At 71.4% G+C, this 23,424-nt stretch carries 29 protein-coding genes; 21 read left to right on the forward strand and 8 right to left on the reverse strand.

Annotated features, from left to right (window positions below; translation table 11 throughout):
• Positions 1 to 382: 382 nt before the first annotated feature.
• From ybaK to ACWC1K_RS44480, 4 genes are all read right to left on the reverse strand, one after another.
• Positions 383 to 886: a Cys-tRNA(Pro) deacylase gene (ybaK, locus tag ACWC1K_RS44465; protein WP_450839240.1), complete on the reverse strand. Its 504-nt coding sequence runs from the start codon at positions 884 to 886 to the stop codon at positions 383 to 385.
• A 31-nt stretch (positions 887 to 917) separates the two neighbouring features.
• Positions 918 to 1,658: an LON peptidase substrate-binding domain-containing protein gene (locus ACWC1K_RS44470; RefSeq protein ID WP_450839241.1), complete on the reverse strand. Its 741-nt coding sequence runs from the start codon at positions 1,656 to 1,658 to the stop codon at positions 918 to 920.
• Between the two features lie 11 nt (positions 1,659 to 1,669).
• Entirely contained in the window at positions 1,670 to 2,737 is a 1,068-nt protein-coding gene (locus ACWC1K_RS44475) for a hypothetical protein (protein ID WP_450839243.1), read from the reverse strand.
• 142 nt (positions 2,738 to 2,879) lie between these two features.
• On the reverse strand, positions 2,880 to 4,457 hold the full coding sequence (locus ACWC1K_RS44480) for an oxidoreductase (RefSeq protein WP_450839245.1): 1,578 nt from the start codon (positions 4,455 to 4,457) through the stop codon (positions 2,880 to 2,882).
• A 170-nt stretch (positions 4,458 to 4,627) separates the two neighbouring features.
• On the opposite strand from ACWC1K_RS44480, the gene hisD reads away from it, so the two are divergent.
• From hisD to ACWC1K_RS44530, 10 genes are all read left to right on the forward strand, one after another.
• Complete coding sequence (gene hisD / locus ACWC1K_RS44485) at positions 4,628 to 5,953, forward strand: histidinol dehydrogenase (protein WP_450839246.1); 1,326 nt, start codon at positions 4,628 to 4,630, stop codon at positions 5,951 to 5,953.
• Positions 5,950 to 7,059, forward strand: a complete 1,110-nt coding sequence (locus ACWC1K_RS44490) for a histidinol-phosphate transaminase (RefSeq protein ID WP_450839247.1) — start codon at positions 5,950 to 5,952, stop codon at positions 7,057 to 7,059. The genes hisD and ACWC1K_RS44490 overlap by 4 nt, the downstream gene beginning before the upstream one ends.
• Positions 7,056 to 7,649, forward strand: coding sequence for an imidazoleglycerol-phosphate dehydratase HisB (gene hisB / locus ACWC1K_RS44495; protein WP_030932889.1), 594 nt, complete (start codon positions 7,056 to 7,058; stop codon positions 7,647 to 7,649). Before ACWC1K_RS44490 ends, hisB begins: the two co-directional genes overlap by 4 nt.
• Complete coding sequence (locus ACWC1K_RS44500) at positions 7,646 to 7,810, forward strand: hypothetical protein (RefSeq protein ID WP_030932891.1); 165 nt, start codon at positions 7,646 to 7,648, stop codon at positions 7,808 to 7,810. Before hisB ends, ACWC1K_RS44500 begins: the two co-directional genes overlap by 4 nt.
• The gene (gene hisH / locus ACWC1K_RS44505) at positions 7,807 to 8,448 is read left to right on the forward strand and encodes an imidazole glycerol phosphate synthase subunit HisH (RefSeq protein WP_450839248.1); all 642 of its coding nucleotides are present in this window, start codon (positions 7,807 to 7,809) and stop codon (positions 8,446 to 8,448) included. Before ACWC1K_RS44500 ends, hisH begins: the two co-directional genes overlap by 4 nt.
• Positions 8,445 to 9,167: a bifunctional 1-(5-phosphoribosyl)-5-((5-phosphoribosylamino)methylideneamino)imidazole-4-carboxamide isomerase/phosphoribosylanthranilate isomerase PriA gene (gene priA / locus ACWC1K_RS44510; RefSeq protein WP_450839250.1), complete on the forward strand. Its 723-nt coding sequence runs from the start codon at positions 8,445 to 8,447 to the stop codon at positions 9,165 to 9,167. The genes hisH and priA overlap by 4 nt, the downstream gene beginning before the upstream one ends.
• A gap of 16 nt (positions 9,168 to 9,183) precedes the next feature.
• Positions 9,184 to 9,576 (forward strand): RidA family protein, encoded by a 393-nt coding sequence (locus ACWC1K_RS44515; protein WP_450839251.1) that lies wholly within the window; start codon positions 9,184 to 9,186, stop codon positions 9,574 to 9,576.
• Positions 9,577 to 9,601: 25 nt separating this feature from the next.
• On the forward strand, positions 9,602 to 10,357 hold the full coding sequence (hisF, locus tag ACWC1K_RS44520) for an imidazole glycerol phosphate synthase subunit HisF (protein ID WP_389183628.1): 756 nt from the start codon (positions 9,602 to 9,604) through the stop codon (positions 10,355 to 10,357).
• Positions 10,358 to 10,470: 113 nt separating this feature from the next.
• Positions 10,471 to 11,061 (forward strand): ArsR/SmtB family transcription factor, encoded by a 591-nt coding sequence (locus tag ACWC1K_RS44525; protein WP_450839252.1) that lies wholly within the window; start codon positions 10,471 to 10,473, stop codon positions 11,059 to 11,061.
• A gap of 25 nt (positions 11,062 to 11,086) precedes the next feature.
• Positions 11,087 to 12,337, forward strand: a complete 1,251-nt coding sequence (locus tag ACWC1K_RS44530; RefSeq protein WP_450839253.1) for an MFS transporter — start codon at positions 11,087 to 11,089, stop codon at positions 12,335 to 12,337.
• A gap of 19 nt (positions 12,338 to 12,356) precedes the next feature.
• On the opposite strand, the gene ACWC1K_RS44535 is transcribed toward ACWC1K_RS44530, so the two are convergent.
• The gene (locus ACWC1K_RS44535) at positions 12,357 to 12,992 is read right to left on the reverse strand and encodes a TIGR03085 family metal-binding protein (protein WP_450839254.1); all 636 of its coding nucleotides are present in this window, start codon (positions 12,990 to 12,992) and stop codon (positions 12,357 to 12,359) included.
• A 139-nt stretch (positions 12,993 to 13,131) separates the two neighbouring features.
• On the opposite strand from ACWC1K_RS44535, the gene hisI reads away from it, so the two are divergent.
• The 11 genes from hisI to lgt all read left to right on the forward strand — a co-directional run bounded on the left by hisI (position 13,132) and on the right by lgt (position 22,073).
• Positions 13,132 to 13,527, forward strand: coding sequence for a phosphoribosyl-AMP cyclohydrolase (gene hisI, locus ACWC1K_RS44540; RefSeq protein WP_450839255.1), 396 nt, complete (start codon positions 13,132 to 13,134; stop codon positions 13,525 to 13,527).
• An 11-nt stretch (positions 13,528 to 13,538) separates the two neighbouring features.
• The gene (locus ACWC1K_RS44545; RefSeq protein ID WP_450839256.1) at positions 13,539 to 15,017 is read left to right on the forward strand and encodes an anthranilate synthase component I; all 1,479 of its coding nucleotides are present in this window, start codon (positions 13,539 to 13,541) and stop codon (positions 15,015 to 15,017) included.
• A 73-nt stretch (positions 15,018 to 15,090) separates the two neighbouring features.
• On the forward strand, positions 15,091 to 15,732 hold the full coding sequence (locus ACWC1K_RS44550; protein WP_450839257.1) for a TIGR02234 family membrane protein: 642 nt from the start codon (positions 15,091 to 15,093) through the stop codon (positions 15,730 to 15,732).
• Positions 15,733 to 15,902: 170 nt separating this feature from the next.
• Positions 15,903 to 16,160, forward strand: coding sequence for an HGxxPAAW family protein (locus ACWC1K_RS44555; RefSeq protein ID WP_450839258.1), 258 nt, complete (start codon positions 15,903 to 15,905; stop codon positions 16,158 to 16,160).
• 79 nt (positions 16,161 to 16,239) lie between these two features.
• Positions 16,240 to 16,689, forward strand: a complete 450-nt coding sequence (locus tag ACWC1K_RS44560; protein WP_450839260.1) for a DUF2752 domain-containing protein — start codon at positions 16,240 to 16,242, stop codon at positions 16,687 to 16,689.
• 156 nt (positions 16,690 to 16,845) lie between these two features.
• A complete protein-coding gene (gene trpC / locus ACWC1K_RS44565; protein ID WP_389086361.1) occupies positions 16,846 to 17,655 on the forward strand; it encodes an indole-3-glycerol phosphate synthase TrpC in 810 nt (269 codons plus the stop codon).
• Positions 17,656 to 17,676: 21 nt separating this feature from the next.
• Positions 17,677 to 17,919, forward strand: a complete 243-nt coding sequence (gene trpM, locus ACWC1K_RS44570) for a tryptophan biosynthesis modulator TrpM (protein ID WP_450839262.1) — start codon at positions 17,677 to 17,679, stop codon at positions 17,917 to 17,919.
• 59 nt (positions 17,920 to 17,978) lie between these two features.
• Complete coding sequence (gene trpB, locus ACWC1K_RS44575) at positions 17,979 to 19,262, forward strand: tryptophan synthase subunit beta (protein WP_450839264.1); 1,284 nt, start codon at positions 17,979 to 17,981, stop codon at positions 19,260 to 19,262.
• 11 nt (positions 19,263 to 19,273) lie between these two features.
• The gene (trpA, locus tag ACWC1K_RS44580) at positions 19,274 to 20,095 is read left to right on the forward strand and encodes a tryptophan synthase subunit alpha (RefSeq protein WP_450839266.1); all 822 of its coding nucleotides are present in this window, start codon (positions 19,274 to 19,276) and stop codon (positions 20,093 to 20,095) included.
• Between the two features lie 108 nt (positions 20,096 to 20,203).
• Positions 20,204 to 20,977: a DsbA family protein gene (locus ACWC1K_RS44585; RefSeq protein ID WP_450839268.1), complete on the forward strand. Its 774-nt coding sequence runs from the start codon at positions 20,204 to 20,206 to the stop codon at positions 20,975 to 20,977.
• Positions 20,978 to 21,059: 82 nt separating this feature from the next.
• The gene (lgt, locus tag ACWC1K_RS44590) at positions 21,060 to 22,073 is read left to right on the forward strand and encodes a prolipoprotein diacylglyceryl transferase (protein ID WP_450839270.1); all 1,014 of its coding nucleotides are present in this window, start codon (positions 21,060 to 21,062) and stop codon (positions 22,071 to 22,073) included.
• Positions 22,074 to 22,130: 57 nt separating this feature from the next.
• Here lgt and ACWC1K_RS44595 read toward each other — a convergent pair whose 3' ends face one another.
• The 3 genes from ACWC1K_RS44595 to ACWC1K_RS44605 are packed head-to-tail and all read right to left on the reverse strand — an operon-like array spanning position 22,131 to position 23,394.
• A complete protein-coding gene (locus ACWC1K_RS44595; protein WP_450839272.1) occupies positions 22,131 to 22,958 on the reverse strand; it encodes an HpcH/HpaI aldolase/citrate lyase family protein in 828 nt (275 codons plus the stop codon).
• Positions 22,955 to 23,176 carry a hypothetical protein gene (locus ACWC1K_RS44600; RefSeq protein ID WP_450839274.1) on the reverse strand — a complete coding sequence of 74 codons (222 nt, stop codon included), beginning with the start codon at positions 23,174 to 23,176 and terminating at the stop codon, positions 22,955 to 22,957. The genes ACWC1K_RS44595 and ACWC1K_RS44600 overlap by 4 nt, the downstream gene beginning before the upstream one ends.
• The gene (locus tag ACWC1K_RS44605) at positions 23,173 to 23,394 is read right to left on the reverse strand and encodes a hypothetical protein (protein ID WP_450839275.1); all 222 of its coding nucleotides are present in this window, start codon (positions 23,392 to 23,394) and stop codon (positions 23,173 to 23,175) included. The genes ACWC1K_RS44600 and ACWC1K_RS44605 overlap by 4 nt, the downstream gene beginning before the upstream one ends.
• Positions 23,395 to 23,424 lie beyond the last annotated feature (30 nt).

Below are 23,424 nucleotides of genomic sequence, written 5' to 3' on the forward strand. Positions count from 1 at the left end.
CCGATTTTCTATCGCCCCCGCCGCCCCTACCCGTCCCGTACCTGGGGGCTGCCGCCCCCAGACCCCCGCTTCGGCCTGAACGGCCTCGTCCTCAAACGCCGGACGGGCTGAAAAGATCAAACCCGGGCCGGCGCTTCAGACGCTGGCGGCTGAAAAGATCAAACCCCCGGCCGGCGCTTCAGACGCTGGCCGGGCTGAAAAGATCAAACCCCCGGCTGGCGCCTCAGGCGCCGGACGGACTGAAAAGATCAAACCCGGCCGGTTTCCTACGCGGGGCGATGGCCGTGGTTGGAGCGGCCTTTCTTCAGGCGCCACTTGCGTTTGCGGGTTTTCTTCGACATGTCCCTCGTACTTAGTCGAAGGCGGGACAGCCGTCGAGGGGTCACGCACGGCCGATGGGGGCCACCACCGCTTCCGTCAGCTTGGTCAGGTCCTCGGGGGAGAGTTCCACCTCCAGGCCGCGGCGGCCCGCCGAGATGCAGATCGTGGCGTGGGCTGCGGCCGAGGCGTCCAGGACCGTGGGGAGCTTCCTGCGCTGGCCCAGGGGGGAGATGCCACCGCGGACGTAGCCCGTGGTGCGTTCGGCGAGGGCGGGGTCCGCCATCGCGGCCCGTTTCCCGCCGACCGCCGAGGCCAGGGCCTTGAGGTCCAGCTGGCCCGCCACGGGCACCACGGCCACCGTCAGGGCGCCGTCCACGTCCGCGACCAGGGTCTTGAAGACGCGGTCCGGGGACACGCCCATCGCCTCCGCTGCCTCCTCGCCGTAGGAGGGGTGGGACGGGTCGTGGTCGTAGGAGTGGACCGTGTACGGCACCCCGGCCGACGTCAGGGCGACCGTCGCGGGGGTGCCGCCCTGCTGCTGGTTCTTCTTCGGCTTCTTCGCCATCCCGGCCTTCGCGGTGACTGATGTGGTGATTTCAGTTGAGGCTTGTGCGGCCGCGCGTCAGGTCCGACGCCGGCAGTGACGGCAGGTTACGGATGATCGCGGTCTCGGAGCGAAGGAGTTTCAGCTCGTCGCGCAGCCGGGACGCGGTGTCCGGGGCCTGGAGCAGGCGCTGCTTGGTCGGGGTGTCCAGCATCATCGCCGCCGCCACCAGGTAGGAGACCACGGACGGTTCGTCCGGGAGGTCGGCGCCGGTCGTCAGGGACCGTTCGCGCGCGCCCGCCAGGCGTTTCTGGTACTGGCGGAATGCCCGCAGCACGCCTTCGGCCAGCGCGCCCGCCTCCTCGCCCGGTTCCTCCGGGAGCTCTTCCAGGTCCGCCGTCAGGAAAGGGCCCGACGCGTCCACGGACACCAGGCGGGCCCGGGTCGTACCCGTCGCCAGGACCTCGAAGGTGCCGTCCTCGCGTTCGCGGATGGTCGCCGCGTCCGCGACGCAGCCCGTCGAGTGGAACGACTTCGCCGGGTCGGCGCCGAAGCCGGCCGCGGGCCCGAGGTCGGGCAGGGCCGTGGGGTCCGGCATGCCGGGGGCGCTCGGCGCCACCTCGTGGCCGTCGCGGATCGCCACGACGGCGAACCGGCGCGGTTCGTCCTCGGGTGTCTTGAGCAGGTCGCGCATCATGGCGCGATAGCGCTCCTCGAAGACGTTCAGGGGCAGTACCAGCCCCGGGAACAGCACCGAGTTCAGAGGGAAGAGCGGGAGACGGACGGTGGTCACGACGCAAGAGCCTAGTGGTCGGCGGAGCGGGCGCGTCCGGCGCGCCCACTCCGTGGATGCCGGGGCGAGGGCATGAGGCCCGCCGTACGGGCGAGGATCTCGCCGCGCACCTTCAGGAAGAGCGCCAGCGGATCGTCCGACAACCGGCCCCACGGGAAGGACGTGGCGTACGGGCCGATCCGGTGCAGTTCGGTGAGCGCCTCCTGCCAGCGGTCCAGGCGTACGAGGACGTACATCAGCTTGTTGCGGATCTCGGCCGGCCACGGGTCGGCCGCCGGGAAGCGGGCGGAGAAGGCGATCGCCCGGTCGGCCGCCGCGTCCAGCCGTGCACGCGGCACCTCGGCGCCCACGCCGTCCGTCAGACAGGTGAAGGCCGCCCGCGACGGCAGCGCCTGGATGAGGGAATCGGCCGGGGCGTCCTGCGCCGCCAGGTCCGCGAAGTCGAAGCACTCGCGGTGGGAGCCCTGCCAGGAGGCGGCCAGATAGCGCAGGGCCGCCACATGGCAGCCGTAGTGGTGCGGAGCCCGGCGCAGTGCCGCCTCCCACAGCTCGCCGAAGTACTTGGGACCCGCGGCGCTGCCGCGCGCATGGTCCAGCGCGAGCCGCCAGGGCACGGGGTCGTGGTCGTCGCCGCGCGCGGCAGCCGTGATCAGAGGGCTGACCTCGCGCAGCAGCTCCGCGCGTGCAGGGGAGCGCCAGGCGTCGTCCACCGCGAGCTGGGCCGTGATCAACAGCACGTCCGGGTCGTGCGGGGTGGCGGTGGACCACGCCCCCAGCCATTCCGGGCGGGCGTGCGCGAAGGCCGCGAGACGTCTCGTGTACCGGTCACGGGTCTCCCAGTCGCCGCGCGTGCGCGTGTCGGCGAGCAGCGCGGAGGCGGGGCCGTGTTCGCCGCCCGCCGCCGCGACCAGAGCGGAGCCGAGGCGGTCGTCGGGCACGTCGAGCAGCACCTCGTCGTCGGCGGGGAGTCCGGCGGCGCGGAGGCCGTCGGCGGGGAGTCCGGCGGCGGGGCGCGCAGCGGTCCGGGAAGTCCGGGCCGCGCGGCTGAACGGATGCAGCAGAGCCATGGTGTCGACCATTGAAAGGCCGCTGGTGAGCCCGGCGCCAGAGCCCCCGGACAAGTCGTGGAAAGTTGTACGCCGATCGGTCAAGTGCAGGTAAAGGGTGACTGTTCGCCACCTGTTGGGTTGCCGTGTGTGAAACGCAGGTGTTCCCAGGACTTCAGTTCCGTCTCAGCAGCCGCGTCGCCCCCGCGGCCACCGTCGTCGCCAGGATCCAGCCGAGCATGATCATCGCCGCCGCCAGCCACTGCCAGCCGCCGCTCAGCTGCCAGACGCCGACCTGGCCCAGGTCGATGACGGGGAGCAGCAGGTCCAGCGCGAACAGGGCCGGGTTCCACGGCGGGTGGGCCCCCGGCTGCAGCGGTGGATGGCTCGCATGCGCGAAGGCCAGCGAGCCCGCCGCCCACAGCACCGCCATCCATACGGCGGCCCGGCCCGGCCGGTACCCGTAGGCCACCGTCCAGTCCTGCGCGTATCCCCACAGCTTGGCGGCGATCGGCAGGCTCTCGCGGCGCCGGCGCTGCTTGGCGAGGAGCACCTCGCGCGCGTCCTCGTCCTCGCCGCCGGCCCGCAGTACGGAGGCGAGCCGCTCGTACGGCTCCGGGTTGTACTCGGCGGTCGCGGCCGTCACCCAGTCCAGCCGCTCGGTCAGCGGGAAAGGGCCCTGCGGCACCAGGTTCTCGTACTGGAATCCGCCCATGTGCAGGTTGCCGGGACCGGGCCAGGCGCTCGCCCGGTCGACCAGGTTGACCACCCGCGCGCCCGAGAGCACGACCTTGCCGCGCTGCGGCCGCTCCCCGAGGAAGCGCAGCTCGGGGGTCTGCACCCGGCGCAGGGACAGCTCCTGGTCGTCGGTGAAGGTGAACCGGGCCCGCTCCAGGTCGACCGCGTCCTCGAAACGCCCGTCGTCCAGGCGCACCCCGCCCTGGCACTCGAAACGCTGGATCCGCGTCCCGCGCGCGGGCGTCGCACCGCTCAGCATGGCGGCGCCGACACCCGCGGGCGTCAGATACAGCGTGCGTCCGACGCTCAGCTGGGGCGCGTTCAGTGCGAGCCGGCCGTACGCGTTGGCCAGCCGGGCGCCGCGCAGGCTCAGCGACACGCCGATCTTCGCGCTGCGCAGGCTCAGCTCGCCGTGCGACTCCAGCAGCTCGGCCTGCAGGTCCTGGCCGACCATCATGCCGTCGCCGGCGATCGAACGGCCGCTGCGGTCGCGGTGGACGATCGCCTGGTTGAGCAGCAGATCCGTACCGATGTGCGCGTCGGTCAGCCGGATACCGTTGAGGAAGCGGCAGCGCGGGAGGTGCAGATCGCCCTCGGTGCGCACCCGGGCGGCCTCCAGGCGGGGCACCGAGCAGTCCACCATCCGCATGGTCGTGAAGTGGGCCTCCGGCAGCAGCACGTCCCGCTCGAAGCGGCAGCCGCGCATCTCGACGTACGGCACCACCACGCCGCCCGCCAGGTCCAGGGAGCCGCTGATCTGCACCCCGCGCAGCTTCAGCGAGGACACCCGGCCCGCGAGCGCGGGCGGGCCGTCCAGCAGCAGCCAGCACACGATGCGCGCCCGCACGGTCCGCTCGGGCCCCCAGGGGTGCCCGCCGTGCGGATCATCGGCAACGGAGTCCCCGCTGCTCAGGTCGTACACACTGCCGTTGCGGAAGGCCTGCCACATGCCGGCCTCGGCGGCGGTCAGATCGTCCGGCAGGTCTCCGGCGCGAAAGCCGGCCCCTTCGGTCACTGCGCTTCCATCCCCCTGGTCCCTCGTAGCGGTCGCACAACCGTTCATGCCCGCTGTGTGACGCCCCGAACGCTAGACGTGAAGGCGATCTTCCGGGTTCCGCCGGGGTTCTGTATCAGCCATTGGAACGCGCGGACGGCGCCGAACCCCGGTCTGAGAGAATTGGGCACGTGATCTCCCGAATCGATCTGCGCGGCGACGCCCTCCCCGAGGGCCCCGCCCTGCGCGACCTGCTGCCCCGAGCCGACTTCGACGTTCAGGCCGCCCTGGAGAAGGTGCGTCCGATCTGCGAAGCCGTGCATCATCGGGGCGACGCGGCGCTGATCGACTTCGCCGAGAAGTTCGACGGGGTCAGGCTGGACCAGGTCCGGGTGCCTGCCGAGGCGCTCACGCGCGCGTTGGAGGAGCTCGACCCGGCGGTCCGCGCGGCCCTGGAGGAGTCCATCCGGCGCGCCCGCCTCGTCCACCGCGAGCAGCGCCGTACGACCCACACGACCCAGGTCGTGCCGGGCGGTTCGGTCACCGAGAAGTGGGTGCCGGTGGAGCGCGTCGGGCTGTACGCGCCGGGCGGCCGCTCGGTCTACCCGTCCTCCGTGGTCATGAACGTCGTCCCGGCGCAGGAGGCCGGCGTCGAGTCCATCGCCCTCGCCTCGCCCGCCCAGGCCGAGTTCGGTGGGCTGCCGCACCCGACGATCCTCGCCGCCTGCGCCCTGCTGGGCGTCGACGAGGTGTACGCGGCCGGTGGCGCGACCGCCGTCGCGATGTTCGCGCACGGCACCGAGTCCTGCGCGCCCGCCAACATGGTCACAGGCCCCGGCAACATCTGGGTCGCCGCAGCCAAGCGCTACTTCACCGGCAAGATCGGCATCGACGCCGAGGCCGGCCCCACCGAGATCGCGGTCCTCGCGGACGACACGGCCGACCCGGTGCACGTCGCCTCCGACCTGATCAGCCAGGCCGAGCACGACCCGCTGGCCGCCGCCGTCCTGGTCACCGACTCCGTGGCACTCGCCGACGCGGTCGAGAAGGAGCTGGAGCCGCAGGTCGCGGCCACCAGGCACATCGAGGACCGGATCGTGCCTGCTCTGCAGGGCCGGCAGTCCGCGATCGTCCTCGTCGACGGCATCGACGAGGGCCTCAGGGTCGTCGACGCCTACGGCGCCGAGCACCTGGAGATCCAGACGGCGGACGCCGCCGCCGTGGCCGACCGGGTGAAGAACGCCGGCGCGATCTTCATCGGCCCCTGGGCGCCGGTCTCCCTCGGCGACTACGCGGCCGGCTCCAACCACGTGCTCCCCACCGGGGGTTGCGCCTGCCACTCCTCGGGCCTGTCGGTCCAGTCCTTCCTGCGCGGCATCCACATCGTCGACTACACGAAGGACGCGCTGGCCGAGGTCGCGCACCACGTGGTCACGCTGGCGGAGGCTGAGGACCTGCCCGCGCACGGCGCGGCGATCAAGGCACGGTTCGGGTGGAAGGTACCGGCGAGCAAGTGAACTTCGGAATCGACGATCTCCCCGTACGGGACGAGCTGCGCGGCAAGTCCCCTTACGGCGCGCCCCAGTTGGACGTCCCCGTACGGCTGAACACCAACGAGAACCCCTATCCGCTGCCCGAGCCGCTGGTCGAGCGCATCGCGGAGCGCGTCCGCGAGGCCGCCCGTGACCTCAACCGCTACCCGGACCGCGACGCCGTCGAGCTGCGCACCCAGCTCGCCAAGTACCTGACGGACACCTCCGGCCACCAGGTCGGCCCGGCCAACGTCTGGGCCGCCAACGGCTCCAACGAGGTCATCCAGCAGCTGTTGCAGACCTTCGGCGGACCGGGCCGTACCGCGATCGGCTTCGAGCCGTCGTACTCGATGCACGCGCTCATCGCGCGCGGCACCGGCACCGGCTGGATCTCGGGCCCGCGGGGCGCGGACTTCACCATCGACCTCCCGGCCGCCGAGCGCTGGATCGCCGAGAACAGGCCGGACGTCGTCTTCATCACCACCCCCAACAACCCCACGGGCAACGCGGTTCCCCGCGAGACGGTCCTCGCGCTGTACGAGGCCGCGCAGGCGGCGAAGCCGTCCGTGGTGATCGTGGACGAGGCGTACATCGAGTTCAGCCACGGCGACTCGCTGCTGCCGCTGATCGAAGGCCGGCCGCATCTCGTCGTCTCGCGGACGATGTCGAAGGCCTTCGGCGCGGCCGGTCTGCGCCTCGGCTATCTCGCCGCGCACCCGGCCGTCGTCGACGCCGTCCAGCTGGTCCGGCTGCCGTACCACCTCTCGGCGGTCACCCAGGCGACCGCGCTGGCCGCCCTGGAGCACACCGACACGCTGCTGAAGTACGTCGAGCAGCTGAAGTCGGAGCGGGACCGGCTGGTGAGCGAGCTGCGCGCGCTCGGCTTCGACGTCGTCGAGTCCGACGCGAACTTCGTGCAGTTCGGGCGGTTCGAGGACTCCCACACCGCCTGGCAGAAGATCCTCGACCGGGGTGTGCTGGTCCGGGACAACGGCATCCCGGGGTGGCTGCGGGTGTCCGCCGGAACCCCCAAGGAGAACGACGCGTTCCTGGACGCGGTACGTGAACTGAAGAAGGAGCACAGCGCATGAGCCGGGTAGGACGCGTGGAGCGGGTTACCAAGGAGACCTCGGTGCTCGTCGAGATAGACCTCGACGGCAGCGGCAAGGTCGATGTGTCGACAGGGGTCGGCTTCTACGACCACATGCTCGACCAGCTCGGCCGGCACGGTCTGTTCGACCTCACCGTGAAGACCGAGGGCGACCTGCACATCGACTCCCACCACACCATCGAGGACACCGCCCTCGCGCTGGGCGCCGCCTTCAAGCAGGCGCTGGGCGACAAGGTGGGGATCTACCGGTTCGGCAACTGCACGGTGCCCCTGGACGAGTCGCTCGCCCAGGTGACCGTCGACCTGTCCGGCCGCCCGTACCTCGTGCACACCGAGCCCGAGAACATGGCGCCGATGATCGGCGAGTACGACACCACGATGACCCGGCACATCCTGGAGTCCTTCGTCGCCCAGGCCCAGATCGCGCTGCACGTGCACGTGCCGTACGGGCGCAACGCGCACCACATCGTGGAGTGCCAGTTCAAGGCCCTCGCGCGGGCGCTCAGGTACGCGAGTGAGCGCGACCCGCGCGCGGCCGGCATCCTCCCGTCCACGAAGGGCGCGCTGTGAACGGCCTCTCCACGGTCCTGATCGTCGTCGGCCTCTTCCTGGTCGGCGGCATCATCTCCTTCGTCAAGCAGCAGATGCCGAAGAGCCTGATAGTGCTGCTGTCGGTCAGCGCCGCGATGTGTCTGGTCGCGGGTGTCCTGAGGCTGGAGGTGTGGAATTGAGCAACTCCAAGAAGGTCGTGGTCTTCGACTACGGCTTCGGGAACGTCCGCTCCGCCGAGCGTGCCCTCGCGCGCACCGGTGCGGACGTCGAGATCACGCGTGACTTCGACAAGGCCATGAACGCCGACGGCCTGCTGGTGCCGGGCGTCGGCGCCTTCGCCGCCTGTATGCAGGGCCTGAAGGAGGCGCGCGGCGACTGGATCGTCGACCGGCGGCTGTCCGGCGGCCGTCCGGTCATGGGCATCTGCGTCGGTATGCAGATCCTGTTCGCGCGGGGCATCGAGCACGGCGTGGAGACCGAGGGCCTCGACGAGTGGCCCGGCTCGGTCGAGCCGCTGCAGGCCGAGATCGTGCCCCACATGGGCTGGAACACCGTCGAGGCGCCCGCCGACTCCGAGCTCTTCGCCGGCCTGGACGCCGACGCGCGCTTCTACTTCGTGCACTCCTACGCCGTCCACGACTGGGCGCTGGAGACGCACAACCCGACGATGCTCGCCCCCAAGGTGACCTGGTCGACGCACGGCAAGCCCTTCGTGGCGGCCGTCGAGAACGGCGCCCTGTGGGCCACCCAGTTCCACCCCGAGAAGTCCGGCGACGCCGGAGCCCAGCTCCTCACCAACTGGATCGGAACACTGTGAGCAAGCTCGAACTCCTCCCCGCCGTCGACGTCCGCGACGGCCAGGCCGTACGCCTCGTGCACGGCGAGTCCGGCACGGAGACCTCGTACGGCTCCCCGTTGGAGGCCGCCCTCGCCTGGCAGCGGTCGGGCGCCGAGTGGCTGCACCTGGTCGACCTGGACGCCGCGTTCGGCACCGGCGACAACCGCGAGCTGATCGCAGAGGTCGCGAAGGCGATGGACATCAAGGTGGAGCTGTCCGGCGGCATCCGCGACGACGCCTCGCTGGCCGCCGCCCTGGCCACCGGCTGCACCCGGGTGAACCTCGGCACGGCCGCCCTGGAGACCCCGGAGTGGGTCGCCAAGGTCATCGCCGAGCACGGCGACAAGATCGCGGTGGGCCTGGACGTGCGCGGCACGACGCTGCGCGGCCGCGGCTGGACCCGCGACGGCGGCGACCTCTACGAGACGCTGGAGCGCCTCAACAAGGAGGGCTGCGCGCGGTACGTGGTGACGGACATCGCCAAGGACGGCACTCTCCAGGGCCCCAACCTGGAGCTGCTGAGGAACGTCTGCGCGGCGACCGACCGCCCGGTCGTGGCGTCCGGCGGCGTGTCGTCCCTGGACGACCTCCGTGCCATCGCCGAACTGGTACCCCTCGGTGTCGAGGGCTCCATCGTCGGGAAGGCCCTGTACGCGAAGGCGTTCACCCTGGAAGAGGCCTTGGAGGCTACGTCTTGAAAACGGACACAGTGCGATGACGTCCGAAGCCGTACGACGAGTGCAGAGCGCAAGTCCCTGGGAAGAGTCCTTCGGTTTTGCACGCGCCGTCGCGGCGGGCGACCGTGTGCTGGTGGCGGGCACGACGTCCTTCAAGGGCAGCGTGCTGTACGGGGAGGGCGACCCGTACGAGCAGGCCAAGGTGGCCTTCACCAGCGCGATCGAGGCGATCGGTGAGCTCGGGCTCGGCATCGAGTCCGTGATCCGCACGCGCCTGTACCTGACCCATGCGCGGGACGTGGACGCCGTGGGCCGGGCCCACAAGGAACTGTTCGACACGGTGCGTCCGGTCTCGACCCTCCTCGTGGTGGAGGGTTTCGTGGACCCGCGCATCCTGGTCGAAGTGGAACTGGAAGCCTTCCGAGGCTAAAGGCATACAGAGGAGCCGTGGATTCATGACCCTGGCGGTCCGAGTCATCCCCTGCCTGGACGTGGACAACGGCCGGGTCGTCAAGGGCGTCAACTTCCAGAACCTGCGCGACGCGGGCGACCCCGTCGAGATGGCCAAGGTCTACGACGCCGAGGGCGCCGACGAACTGACGTTCCTGGACATCACCGCGTCCTCGGGCAACCGCGAGACGACGTACGACGTGGTCCGCCGTACGGCCGAGCAGGTGTTCATACCGCTCACGGTCGGCGGCGGCGTCCGCACGGCCGAGGACGTGGACAAGCTGCTGCGGGCCGGTGCCGACAAGGTGGGCGTCAACACCGCCGCGATCGCCCGCCCCGACCTGATCCGCGAGATCGCGGAGCGCTTCGGCCGCCAGGTGCTGGTCCTGTCGGTGGACGCGCGTCGCACTCCCGAGGGCACCTTCGAGGTCACCACCCACGGCGGCCGTCGCGGTACCGGCATCGACGCCGTCGAGTGGGCGCACCGGGCCGCCGAGCTGGGCGCGGGCGAGATCCTGCTCAACTCGATGGACGCGGACGGCACGAAGGACGGCTACGACCTGGAGATGATCGCGGCGGTCCGCAAGCACGTCACCGTCCCGGTGATCGCGTCGGGCGGCGCGGGCAGGCTGGCCGACTTCCCGCCGGCGATCGAGGCGGGCGCGGACGCCGTGCTGGCGGCGTCGGTGTTCCACTTCGGAGATCTGCGGATCGGAGAGGTGAAGCAGACGCTGCGGGAGGCGGGGCACCCCGTCCGTTAGCAGTCCTGGCCCCGGTTGCCTGACGGCGGCCGGGGCTTTTCCGTCTGCAGATAGAAAAGAGAAGTTGCGCAAAATATATTGTGCAATATTTCTTTCGCATCTAGCGTGGGGGCATGGCAGACAGGAAGAAGGACCGCCGCATCACGGACGTGGGCACGCTCAAGGCCCTCGCACATCCGTTGCGGGCGCAGTTGTACCGACGGCTGATCGTTGTGCGGGCGGCGACCGCGTCCCAGCTTGCCGAGCAGGTCGACGAGGCCGTTGCGCTGGTCAGCTATCACCTGAGAAAACTCGCCGACCACGGGCTGATCGAGGAGGCCGAGCCGCGGAGCGGGGACGGGCGCGAGCGGTGGTGGCAGCCCGCCTCCGACGGCCTGAGCATTCACGACGAGGACTTCCGGGACGCCCCCGAGAAGGCCGCCGCCCACACCGCGGCCAGCAGGCTCTTCTTCGAGCAGCGCGCCGACATGTACCGCCGCTACCTCGACGAACGGGCCCACTGGAGCGACGCGTGGACGACGGCGTCCGACGACTCCGAGTGGCTGCTGCGGCTCACTTCGGACGAACTGGCCGAGCTGGCCAAGGAGATGAGCGCCCTGGTCCGCCGCTATGAGGAGCACGGCCGCGCGGCCGACGCCGCAGGCGACACGGAAGGCCGCGAGAACGTCGCGGTGCACACGTACGGCTTCCCCTTCCGTCTCTGATTCCGTCTCTGAGAGGACCTCCCGCATGACCACCGCTCTCGACGGCACGGCCACGGTCACGGCTCAGCCGCCCGCACACCGCGACCCCAACGTCCTGCGCTGGCTTGCCGCCTACACCTCGTCGATGGTCGGCGACACCGTCTACTACGTGGCCCTGTCCTGGGCCGCCGTACAGACGGGATCGCCCTCGCAAGCAGGCATGGTCATGGCAGCGAGCGCCGTACCCAGGGCCCTGCTGATGCTGGGTGGAGGAGTGATCGCCGACCGGTTCGGGCCGCGGAAGGTCGTCATCGGCAGCGACGCAGTGCGCTGCACGGCCGTGCTGGCCGTGGCTGCCCTGCTGTTCGTCACCAGCCCCGGTCTGTGGCCGCTTGCCGTTCTCGCCGTGGTCTTCGGCACCGTCGACGCCGTGTTCCTGCCCGCCGTGGGCGCCCTGCCACCGCGCATCACCAGCCGGGGCCAGTTGACGCGCGTCCAGGGCATGCGGGGGCTCGCGATCCGCTTCGGTTACGTCGTCGGCGCGCCGCTCGGCGGCCTGGGGGCGGCGATGGGAGGTGCGGCCGCCGCGTTCGGGCTGGCCGGGCTGCTGATCGCGGTGTCGATACCGCTCCTGATCTCCGTACGCATACGGGAGCTGCCTCCGGACGACCAGGTCGGTGCACGTCGGACCGCCTGGCGGGACCTGTGCGACGGGCTGGGCTACATCCGTCGCCACCGTGTCCTCGCCCCGCTGACGCTGGCCATCGCCCTTGGTGACCTCGGCTTCGTCGGGCCGCTCAACGTCGGCGTGACCCTGCTGGCCGACGAGCGCGGGTGGGGTGCCTCCGGCATGGGCTGGGTGGTCGCCGGGTTCGGCATCGGCGCGGGGGCCGCCTCGCTGCTGCTGACGGTGCGGGGGCGCCTGCCGTACGCCGGGCACGTCATCGCGTACACAGCTTTCGCGGCAAGCGCTGCCATCGGCGCCCTGGCGTATGTCCCGCACGTCGTCGAGGCCGTCGGGGTGGCTCTTCTCATCGGCCTGCTCGCCGGCCTCAGCGGGTCCCTGTGCGGTGCCCTGTTGCAGACCCAGGCCGACCCGGCCTACCTCGGCCGGGTCACCGCGGTCACCGGCCTGGTCAGCCTCGGCATCGCCCCGCTGACCATGCCGCTGTTCGCCGCGGTGACCGGCGCCTTGGGCATCGCCCCGGTCTTCGTCGCCAGTGCGGCCGTGTGCGGGCTCGCCGGAGTCGTAGCCCTGTGCGTCCCCGCCCTGCGCCGCGCCGAACTGCCCCGCTGACCGCGGCCGCCAAGGTGCTTCAGATCCCCAGCTGCTTCGCCTCGTGCAGCTTTGCGACCGCGTCCTTGTCGCCGTCCAGTTCCACCTCGGCGGCGTTCTGGCGGCCGTAGGAGAAGAGCAGCAGCTCCGACGGCTCGCCGGTCACCGTGACCACGGGGGTGCCGCGGTGGGCGACCGCCGTCTGGCCGTCGGGGCGGCGCAGTACCAGGCCCGTCGGGGCGCTGCGGCCCATCAGACGGGCCGTGCGTTCGAGGCGGGACCACAGGGTGTCCTGGAAGACCTGGTCCAGCTCGCGCGGCGCCCAGTCCGGCTGTGCACGGCGGACGTCCTCCGTGTGGACGTAGAACTCGACGGTGTTCGACAGCTCGTCGACCTGCTTGAGCTGGAACGGCGAGAAGCGCGGCGGGCCGGTGCGGATGAGCTGGATCAGCTCCTCGTACGGCTTGGCGGTGAACTCCGCCATCACCCGCTCCAGGCGCGGCGCGAGCTGCTTGATCAGCATGCCGCCTGCGGCATCGGGGCGGCGTTCGCGCACCACCACGTGCGCGGCGAGGTCACGGGTCCGCCAGCCCTCGCAGAGGGTCGGGGCGTCCGGGCCCTCCGCCTCCAACAGGTCGGCCAGGAGAAGTCGTTCACGCTTGGCGAAAGTCGACATGGAGTCAGCCTACGACCACCCTCCGGGTCCGCCCACCCGGTCTCCGGCCACCACCCCTCACCGACGTGCTTCGCGCCGCCTTTTCCAATCAGTGGACACCGCTCCGTCACTGTCAGTGGCGCGCGGCACAATGGCACCCATGACCAGCACGCCACCCCCCAGCAGCCTCGACCCGGAGATCGCCGCGCGCCTCAAGCGCAGCGCCGACGGGCTCGTCCCCGCCATCGCCCAGCAGTACGACACCGGTGAGGTGCTCATGCTCGGCTGGATGGACGACGAGGCGCTGCACCGCACCCTCACCACCGGCCGCTGCACGTACTGGTCGCGCAGCCGCCAGGAGTACTGGGTGAAGGGTGACACCTCCGGCCACTTCCAGTGGGTCAGGTCGGTCGCCCTCGACTGTGACGCCGACACCGTGCTGGTCAAGGTCGACCAGGTCGGCGCCGCCTGCCACACCGGCGCCCGCACCTGTTTCGACGCCGACGTGCTCCTCAAGGACGGCGCCGGTTCCGGCGAACCGTCCACGGATCAGTAAGGTCTGCCGGCATGGACCTAGAGACCTTCCGCAAGCTGGCCACCGACCGGCGCGTCATCCCGGTCACGCGCAAGCTCCTCGCCGACGGCGACACGCCGGTCGCGCTCTACCGCAAGCTGGCCGCCGAGCGCCCCGGCACCTTCCTGCTGGAGTCCGCGGAGAACGGGCGCTCCTGGTCCCGTTACTCCTTCGTCGGTGTCCGGTCCGCCGGGACACTGACGGCACGCGACGGGCAGGCCCACTGGCTCGGCGCCCCGCCCGTCGGCGTCCCCGTCGACGGTGATCCGCTGGTCGCACTGCGCGCCACCATCGAGGCCCTGCACACCCCGCACCAGGAGGGCCTGCCGCCCTTCACCGGCGGCATGGTCGGCTATCTCGGCTACGACATCGTGCGCCGCCTGGAGAAGATCGGCCCGGGGGAGCGGGACGATCTCCGGCTGCCCGAGCTGACCATGCTCCTCACCAGCGACCTCGCCGTCATGGACCACTGGGAGGGCTCGGTCCTGCTGATCGCCAACGCGATCAACCACAACGACCTCGACACCGGCGTCGACGAGGCCTACGCGGACGCGGTCGCCCGCCTCGACGCCATGGAGGCCGACCTCTCGCGCGCGGTCGCCCAGCCGCCCGCCGTGCTCCCGCCCTCCGAGCTCCCCGAGTACACCGCCCTGTGGGGCGGCCCCGACTTCCAGGAGGCCGTCGAGGACATCAAGGAGCGCATCCGGGCCGGGGAGGCCTTCCAGGTCGTCCCCTCGCAGCGCTTCGAAACGCCGTGCACGGCCAGCGCCTTGGACGTCTACCGCGTGCTGCGCGCGACCAACCCCTCGCCGTACATGTACCTGTTCCGCTTCGACGGCTTCGACGTCGTCGGCTCGTCCCCCGAAGCCCTGGTCAAGGTCGAAGGCGGGCATGCGATGGTCCACCCCATCGCCGGGACGCGGCACCGCGGGGCCACCCCGCAGGAGGACCAGGCCCTCGGCGACGAGCTGCTCGCCGACCCCAAGGAGCGCGCGGAGCACCTCATGCTCGTCGACCTGGGGCGCAACGACCTCGGACGGGTCTGCGAACCGGGCTCGGTGGAGGTCGTGGACTTCATGTCCGTCGAGCGCTACTCGCACGTGATGCACATCGTCTCGACGGTCACCGGAAAGGTCGCCGAGGGCCGCACCGCCTTCGACGTCCTGACCGCCTGCTTCCCGGCCGGCACCCTCTCCGGCGCCCCCAAGCCCCGGGCGATGCAGATCATCGACGAACTCGAGCCGTCCCGGCGCGGGTTGTACGGCGGCTGCGTCGGCTACCTCGACTTCGCGGGCGACTCCGACACCGCCATCGCCATCCGCACGGCCCTGCTGCGGGGCGGCACGGCGTACGTCCAGGCGGGCGCCGGCATCGTCGCCGACTCCGACCCGGTCGCCGAGGACCAGGAGTGCCGCAACAAGGCCGCGGCCGTGCTGCGGGCCGTCCACACGGCCAACCGGCTGGGCAAGTAGGACCCTTCCGGCGACAAGTGGGGTGCTTCTCACGTGAACCCCGGGTGACGGTTCGCCCGGGGTTCGGGCGATAGTGGAGTACGTGACTGCTGCTCCTCACCCCCGTTCCGAAGCCGACGGACCCGCGCGGTCCGGTCGCCGGAGTCTCGCCCTTGCCCTGCTGTGCGGTGCGCTCGGCGCGGCCGTGGCGCTGCTGGCCACCCGTCAGCGCTGGTCGGAGGGGACCGCGACGGTGGCCGGCGGCGCCTTCCCCCTGACCGCCAAGGGCAGCGACGTCACGGGCGTACCCGCGGCGCTCGCCATAGTGGGCCTCGCCGCGCTCGTCGCCGTCTTCGCCGTCCGCAAGGCGGGCCGCCTGCTGGTCTCGGCCCTGCTGACGCTCTCCGGCGCCGGCACCATCGCCGCGGCCCTGCTGGGCGTCTCCGACAGCTCCGCGCTCGACGAGAAGGCCGCGCAGGCCGCCGGCGACACCTCGGCCACCGTGGACGCCCTCACTCACACCGCCTGGCCGTACGTCGCTGCCGTGGGCGGCGCCCTGCTCCTCGTCGCGGGCCTGCTCGCCCTGCGCTACGGCCGGAACTGGCCCGCGATGTCCGGCCGCTACGAACGCGACGGCGCGCCCCGACCCCGCCGTCAAGCAGCGACGGTGGATCCCGACCGCCCCGAGGACCTGTGGAAGGCCCTCGACCGGGGCGAGGACCCGACCGGCGCGTAGCGCCCCGCGGCGGAGCCGCACATCAACACCGCCCCGCTCCCTCAGGGGTGGCTGCCCTCTCCGGCGTCGACGCGCTGGGGGCGACCCCGCGGGCGTCCCGCATGCGCGCGTACGGGACAATGTCCGTGAGCGTCCGGCTCAGACACGTAAACATCAGCGAGGAGCAAGTCATGGCGGGCAGCAGCCACGGTCACACCCCGGCCGCCTGGACCGGTGTCACGATCGCCTTCATCGGTTTCTGCGTCTCGGGTGCCTTCATGGTGATGGCTCAGCCCGTGGGCTTCTGGGCCGGCATGGCGATCGTGGTCGTCGGCGGCATCGTCGGCTGGATCATGAGCGCGATGGGCATGGGCCAGCCCAAGGACGCGCACCAGACGTTCCAGGACGCGCTCGAGCAGAGCCAGGCCGCCGCGGGCGCGAAGAGCTGACTGACGCACGACTGCCGCTGAGGGGCGATCCGGCACCGGATCGCCCCTCACGCGTGCGTGGCGCCCACCCGGGGGGACAATGCGAGACGTGAACGCCGAGAGCCGGCCCGTGACGCCGTCCGAGACCGAATCCACGGTGGCGGCGCGGCTCGCCGTCCCCGCGGGGGTGCTGGCGGCCGTCGCCGGTGCCTTCGCGTACGTGGGAGCGGTCGACCCGTACCAGCCCGGCCACTACCCCGTCTGCCCCCTCTACCGGCTGACCGGCCTCTACTGCCCCGGCTGCGGCGGCCTGCGCAGCGCGCACTCCTTCATCCACGGGGACTTCCTCGCGGCACTCCAGGACAACGCCCTCGCGGTCGTCGGCTATCTGGGCTTCGCCGTGCTGTGGACCGTATGGGTGGTGCGCGCGGTGCGCGGCCGGCCGTTCCGTGTCGAGCTCGGGAGCCGGCAGCTGTGGGTCCTGGGGACGTTGTCGCTGGTCTTCACGGTTGTCCGGAACCTGCCGTTCGGTGGCTGGCTACATCCTTGATCAATGGGCGAATGTCCAGGTACTGGGACCGGCGTCAACCGGATGTGAGGCCTGCCCCTCCCTGCGGATACCATCGCAGTGACCATCTGTTTTTCCCCAGGGGTCAGCTTGGCTCAATAGCTTGAACAGTCAACCGTCTGGAAGGGGGCCGCTCGCGTGAGTGTGCTCGACGAGATCATCGACGGAGTCCGTGCCGACCTCGCGGAGCGGCAGGCGCGCGTCAGCCTCGACGAGCTCAAGGAGCGCGCGGCGAAGGCTCCCGCGGCCAAGGACGGCCTGGCCGCCCTGCGCGGCGACGGTGTGAAGGTCATCTGCGAGGTCAAGCGCTCCAGCCCCTCCAAGGGCGCCCTGGCCGCGATCGCCGACCCGGCCGGCCTCGCCGCGGACTACGAGGCGGGCGGCGCCGCCGTCATCTCCGTGCTGACCGAGCAGCGCCGCTTCGGCGGCTCGCTGGCCGACCTGGAGGCGGTCCGCGCCCGCGTGGACATCCCGGTCCTGCGCAAGGACTTCATCGTCACCTCGTACCAGCTGTGGGAGGCCCGCGCGTACGGCGCCGACCTCGCACTGCTGATCGTTGCCGCCCTCGACCAGCCGGCGCTGGAGTCGCTGATCGAGCGCGCGGTCTCCATCGGCCTCACCCCCCTGGTCGAGGTCCACGACGAGGACGAGGTCGAGCGCGCGGTGGACGCGGGCGCCAAGGTCATCGGCATCAACGCCCGCAACCTCAAGACCCTCGAGGTCGACCGCGGCACCTTCGAGCGCGTCGCCCCCGAGATCCCCGACGGCATCGTCAAGATCGCCGAGTCCGGCGTCCGCGGCCCCCACGACCTCATCGCCTACGCCAACGCCGGCGCCGACGCGGTCCTGGTCGGCGAGTCCCTGGTCACCGGCAAGGACCCGAAGTCGGCGGTGTCCGACCTGGTGGCGGCGGGCGAACATCCGGCTCTCCGGCACGGCCGGGGCTGATCACCCGCTAGGCTGACGCCGATGACTCTCACTGCGACGACCCTGGACCGGTATGCCCGCCTCGCGCGCGGCTGCCGCCCGCGTGGTTGCCGCGCGCCCGCGCGCCGGGTGCACGGCCGCAGGGTGCGATACGTCATCGGGGACGAACCCGGGCAGGTCAACGGCCGTCGATGGCAGCGGCCTTTCAGGGGCGCGGGGCTAAGTTTGACTTGCGGCTACCGCCGCGCGGGCGCGATCAGCCTCAACGGGCTCGCGGTCGATTGACAAACCCCCCGCCCCACGGCGATTAGTGTCCTTTCAAACACTCACCGTGAGGTTTCCGCATGCCCAGCGACTTCTTCATTCCCGACCCGGAGGGTCAAGTCCCCACGCCCGAAGGCTACTTCGGCGCATTCGGCGGCAAGTTCATCCCGGAGGCCCTCGTCGCCGCCGTGGACGAGGTGGCCGTCGAGTACGACAAGGCCAAGCACGACCCCGAGTTCGCCCGCGAGCTCGACGACCTGCTGGTCCACTACACCGGCCGCCCCAGCTCCCTCACCGAGGTCCCCCGTTTCGCCGCGGAAGCGGGTGGCGCCCGGGTGTTCCTCAAGCGCGAGGACCTCAACCACACCGGCTCCCACAAGATCAACAACGTGCTGGGCCAGGCCCTGCTCACTCGGCGCATGGGCAAGACCCGCGTCATCGCCGAGACCGGCGCCGGCCAGCACGGCGTCGCCACGGCGACCGCCTGCGCGCTGTTCGGTCTCGAGTGCACGATCTACATGGGTGAGATCGACACCAAGCGCCAGGCCCTGAACGTGGCCCGGATGCGCATGCTCGGTGCCGAGGTCGTCGCCGTGAAGTCCGGCAGCCGTACGCTCAAGGACGCCATCAACGAGGCCTTCCGCGACTGGGTCGCCAACGTCGACCACACCCACTACCTGTTCGGTACGGTCGCCGGCCCGCACCCCTTCCCGGCCATGGTCCGCGACTTCCACCGCGTGATCGGCGTCGAGGCCCGCCGCCAGCTCCTCGAACAGGCCGGACGCCTGCCCGACGCGGCCATCGCCTGCGTCGGCGGCGGCTCCAACGCCATCGGCCTCTTCCACGCCTTCATCCCGGACGCGTCCGTGCGCCTCATCGGCTGCGAGCCGGCCGGCCACGGCGTGGAGACCGGCGAGCACGCGGCGACGCTGACCGCGGGCGAGCCCGGCATCCTGCACGGCTCCCGTTCCTACGTCCTGCAGGACGAGGAGGGCCAGATCACCGAGCCGTACTCGATCTCGGCCGGTCTGGACTACCCGGGCATCGGCCCCGAGCACTCCTACCTCAAGGACAGCGGCCGCGGCGAGTACCGCGCGGTCACCGACGACGCGGCGATGCAGGCCCTGCGCCTGCTGTCGCGCACCGAGGGCATCATCCCGGCCATCGAGAGCGCGCACGCGCTGGCCGGCGCCCTGGAGGTCGGCAGGGAGCTGGGCAAGGACGGCCTGATCGTCGTCAACCTGTCCGGCCGCGGCGACAAGGACATGGACACGGCCGCCCGTTACTTCGGCCTGTACGACACCGACGCCGAGGTCGCCGCCAACGAAGCCGACGTCGCGGAGATCGAGGGGGACGCCAAGTGAGCGGCGCTGCATTGAACAGTGAAAAGGGCCAGCTGCTGACGGACACCCTCGCCGCCGCGAAGGCGGAGGGGCGCGCCGCACTCATCGCCTACCTCCCGGCCGGGTTCCCGACCGTGGACGGCGGCATCGAGGCGATCAAGGCCGTCTTCGACGGTGGTGCGGACGTCGTCGAGGTCGGGCTGCCGCACAGCGACCCCGTCCTCGACGGTCCCGTCATCCAGACCGCGGACGACATCGCCCTGCGCGGCGGAGTCAAGATCGCCGACGTCATGCGCACGGTCCGCGAGGCGCACACGGCCACCGGGAAGCCGGTGCTCGTGATGACGTACTGGAACCCGATCGACCGCTACGGCGTCGAGCGCTTCACCGCCGAGCTCGCCGAGGCCGGCGGCGCGGGCTGCATCCTGCCCGACCTGCCGGTGCAGGAGTCGGCCCTGTGGAGGGAGCACGCCGAGAAGCACGGGCTCGCCACGGTCTTCGTGGTCGCGCCCAGCAGCAAGGACGCGCGGCTCGCGCAGATCACCGCGGCGGGCAGCGGGTTCGTGTACGCCGCCTCGCTGATGGGCGTCACCGGCACCCGTGAGTCGGTGGGCGCGCAGGCCCAGGACCTGGTGGAGCGCACCCGCGCCACCGGCTCCGACCTGCCCGTCTGCGTCGGGCTCGGGGTCTCCAACGCGGAGCAGGCCGCCGAGGTGGCAGGCTTCGCCGACGGCGTGATCGTCGGCTCGGCCTTCGTCAAGCGGATGCTGGACGCGCCGGACGACGCGGCCGGTGTCGAGGCCGTCCGCTCGCTCGCCGGTGACCTCGCGAAGGGCGTGCGCAGACAGGTGTAGACGGGCAGTTCATCTCATATGGGTCCGCTCATTTCATACGGGTCCTCCGAACGAGTGGATCTGGGGCCGGGGAGGCGCATTGCGCCTCCCCGGCTTCGTTCTGGGGGTGTGAGCGAGAAGAACCGTGACGGAAAGCGCACCGCCCGGGAGCGGCTGGCGGTCGAGCGTGAGAAGCAGAAGGCCGCGGAGAAGCGACGGCGGACGCTGATCGTGGGCGCGAGCGTGGTCTGCGTCCTGGGCCTCGCGGCGGTGATCGGGGTGGTCGCCGCCAACGCGGGCAAGGACAAGGAGAAGAGCTCGGGCCCGGTCGTGGCGCCTTCCGGGGCGCAGGGCAAGGACGGCCTCGCGATCGCCGTGGGAAAGGACGCCGCCAAGCCGACGCTCACCATCTGGGAGGACTTCCGCTGCCCGGCCTGCCAGGCCTTCGAGACGGTGTACCGCCCGACACTCCATGAGCTGACCGACTCCGGCAAGCTCAGAATCGAATACCACCTGGTCCGGCTCATCGACGGCAACCTCGGCGGCACCGGCTCGCTGCGCGCGGGCAACGCCGCCGCCTGCGCGCAGAACGCCGGAAAGTTCCGCGACTACCACGACGTGCTCTACGAGAACCAGCCCAAGGAGACCGTCGACACCTTCGCCAACAACGCCAAGCTGATCGACCTGGCCCGCAAGGTGGGCGGCCTCGACACGGCGGCCTTCCGCACGTGCGTCAACGACGGCAGGCACGACAGCTGGGTCGACAAGTCGAACGCCGCCTTCAAGGCCGGCCGTTTCAGCGGGACACCGACCGTGCTGCTCGACGGAAAGAACATCTACCAGGACCAGACGCTGACACCGGCGAAGCTGAAGCAGATGGTGCTGGCGGCGAACAAGGGGTAAGGGTTTCACGCCCGCCCGTTATGGACCCGTAGCCGGGCTGCCTGCCGTCGGCCCGGCCCGGCACGGTAGCGTCGACCCTGCCATGGAAGAACTTGCCTACATTCCGAGCCCGTCGCGCGGGGTGCTGTATCTCGGCCCCATCCCGCTGCGCGGCTACGCGTTCTGCATCATCATCGGCGTCTTCGTCGCGGTCTGGCTCGGCAACAGGCGCTGGATCGCCCGTGGCGGGCGGGCCGGCACGGTGGCCGACATCGCTGTCTGGGCGGTGCCCTTCGGCCTGGTCGGCGGTCGCCTGTACCACGTGATCACGGACTACGAGCTGTACTTCAGCAAGGGCCGCGACTGGGTGGACGCCTTCAAGGTGTGGGAGGGCGGCCTCGGCATCTGGGGCGCGATCGCGCTCGGTGCGCTCGGCGCCTGGATCGGCTGCCGCCGCCGGGGCATCCCGATGCCCGCGTACGCCGACGCCGTCGCACCCGGCATCGCCTTCGCGCAGGCCATCGGCCGCTGGGGCAACTGGTTCAACCAGGAGCTCTACGGCAAGGAGACGAACGTACCCTGGGCGCTGCACATCACGTCCTCCGCGGACGGCCGGGTGCCCGGGTACTACCAGCCGACGTTCCTCTACGAGTCGCTGTGGTGCATCGGCGTCGCGCTGCTCGTGATCTGGGCCGACCGCCGCTTCAAGCTGGGACACGGCCGGGCGTTCGCGCTGTACGTCGCCGCGTACTGCGTGGGCCGGGCGTGGATCGAGTACATGCGCGTCGACGACGCCCACCACATCCTGGGCCTGCGTCTCAACGACTGGACCGCGGGGATCGTGTTCCTGCTCGCCGTGGCCTACATCGTGGTGTCGGCGAAGAAGCGGCCCGGCAGGGAAGCAGTGGTCGAGCCGGGTGCCGCGGAGGAAGCGGCCGAGGCCGACGGCGAGGCCGCCGTGTCCCTCGACAAGGACGAGGCGGACTCCTCGGCGTCGAAGGAGTCGGACGCGGAGGGCTCCGCAGCGGAACCCGAAGAACCCGCAGAACCCGAAGCCGCCGAGGCCGAGGCGGAGGACAGCGCGAAGGACAGCGCCGAGTCGGCCAAGAAGAGCTGACCGTTCGGTCGTACGTCGACGGGGGCGCCCGGGCCACGAGGTCCGGGCGCCCCCGTTTCAGTTGCGGCGGGCGAGGGACAGCGTGCGGTGCGCTGCCGCCACCACCGCCGCGTCGATGAACCTCCCGTCCGGCAGGGCCTGGGCGCCCTGCTCGGTCATCGCCGCCTTGACGATCGTCTCGGCCTCCTCGACCTCCCGCTCGGTGGGGAGGTAGGCCCGTTCGATGATGGGGAGCTGGCGGGGGTGGATGGCCGCGCGGCCCAGGAAGCCGAGGGTGCGGCCGTGAGCGCAGGAGGCCGCCAGGCCCTCCAGGTCACGGATGTCCGGGTGGACCGACTGCGGTGCCGGGGGCAGGCCCGCCGCCCGGGCCGCGACGACGATCCGGGAGCGGCACCAGTCGAGGCCCGCGTCCTCGCGCACGCCCAGATCGGCCCGTAGGTCCGCCTCCCCGAGGGCGATGCCGCGCAGGGCCGGGTGGGCGGAGGCGATGGCGTGGGCGTGCTCGACGGCCAGGGCGGATTCCAGGAGGGCGTACAGAGCGGGCGCGCCGGTAGCCGAGGTGGAGCGTTCCGCGGTACGGATGATCTGCTCCGGAGAGGAGACCTTCGGCAGCCGCAGCCCCGAGAGACCGGGCCGGCCGGCCACCGCCTCCAGGTCCCGTGGCGCCAACGGGCCGTCCAGGGCGTTCACGCGGACATGGACCGGGACCGGCTGCGCATCGGAGAGGAGTTCGGCGGTGGCCGCGCGGGCGTACTCCTTGCGATCCGGGCCGACCGCGTCCTCCAGGTCGATGACGACGACGTCGGCACCGGCGGCCAGGGCCTTGGCGACCACGTGCGGCCGGTCGCCGGGGGCGTAGAGCCAGGTGAGCGGGGGTGTGGTCATGCGGCGCCCTCCTTGTGCAGGGGCGCGGGTTCGGTCGGGGGTGGGGCGAGGTCGGTCAAGGCGGCTGTGGTTTCGGTGCCGTGGGAGCGGGCTGCCGGGCGGATCGTGCCGAGGTCGGGCGGGGCTGTCTTCGTGTCGGGGGCGGTGGGCAGGGCTTTGGCGGCCGTGTGTGGGTGGTTGCGGGGGGTGTGGAGCCTGGTGAGCGGGGGTGTGGTCATGCGGCGCCCTCCTTGTGCAGGGGCGCGGGTTCGGTCGGGGGTGGGGCGAGGTCGGTCAAGGCGGCTGTGGTTTCGGTGCCGTGGGAGCGGGCTGCCGGGCGGATCGTGTCGAGGTCGGGCGGGGCTGTCTTCGTGTCGGGGGCGGTGGGCAGGGCTTTGGCGGCCGTGTGTGGGTGGTTGCGGGGGGTGTGGAGCCTGGTGGGCGGGGGTGTGGTCATGCGGCGCCCTCGGTCGGGGGTGGGGCGGGG

Source organism: Streptomyces sp. NPDC001492 (genome assembly GCF_053597275.1).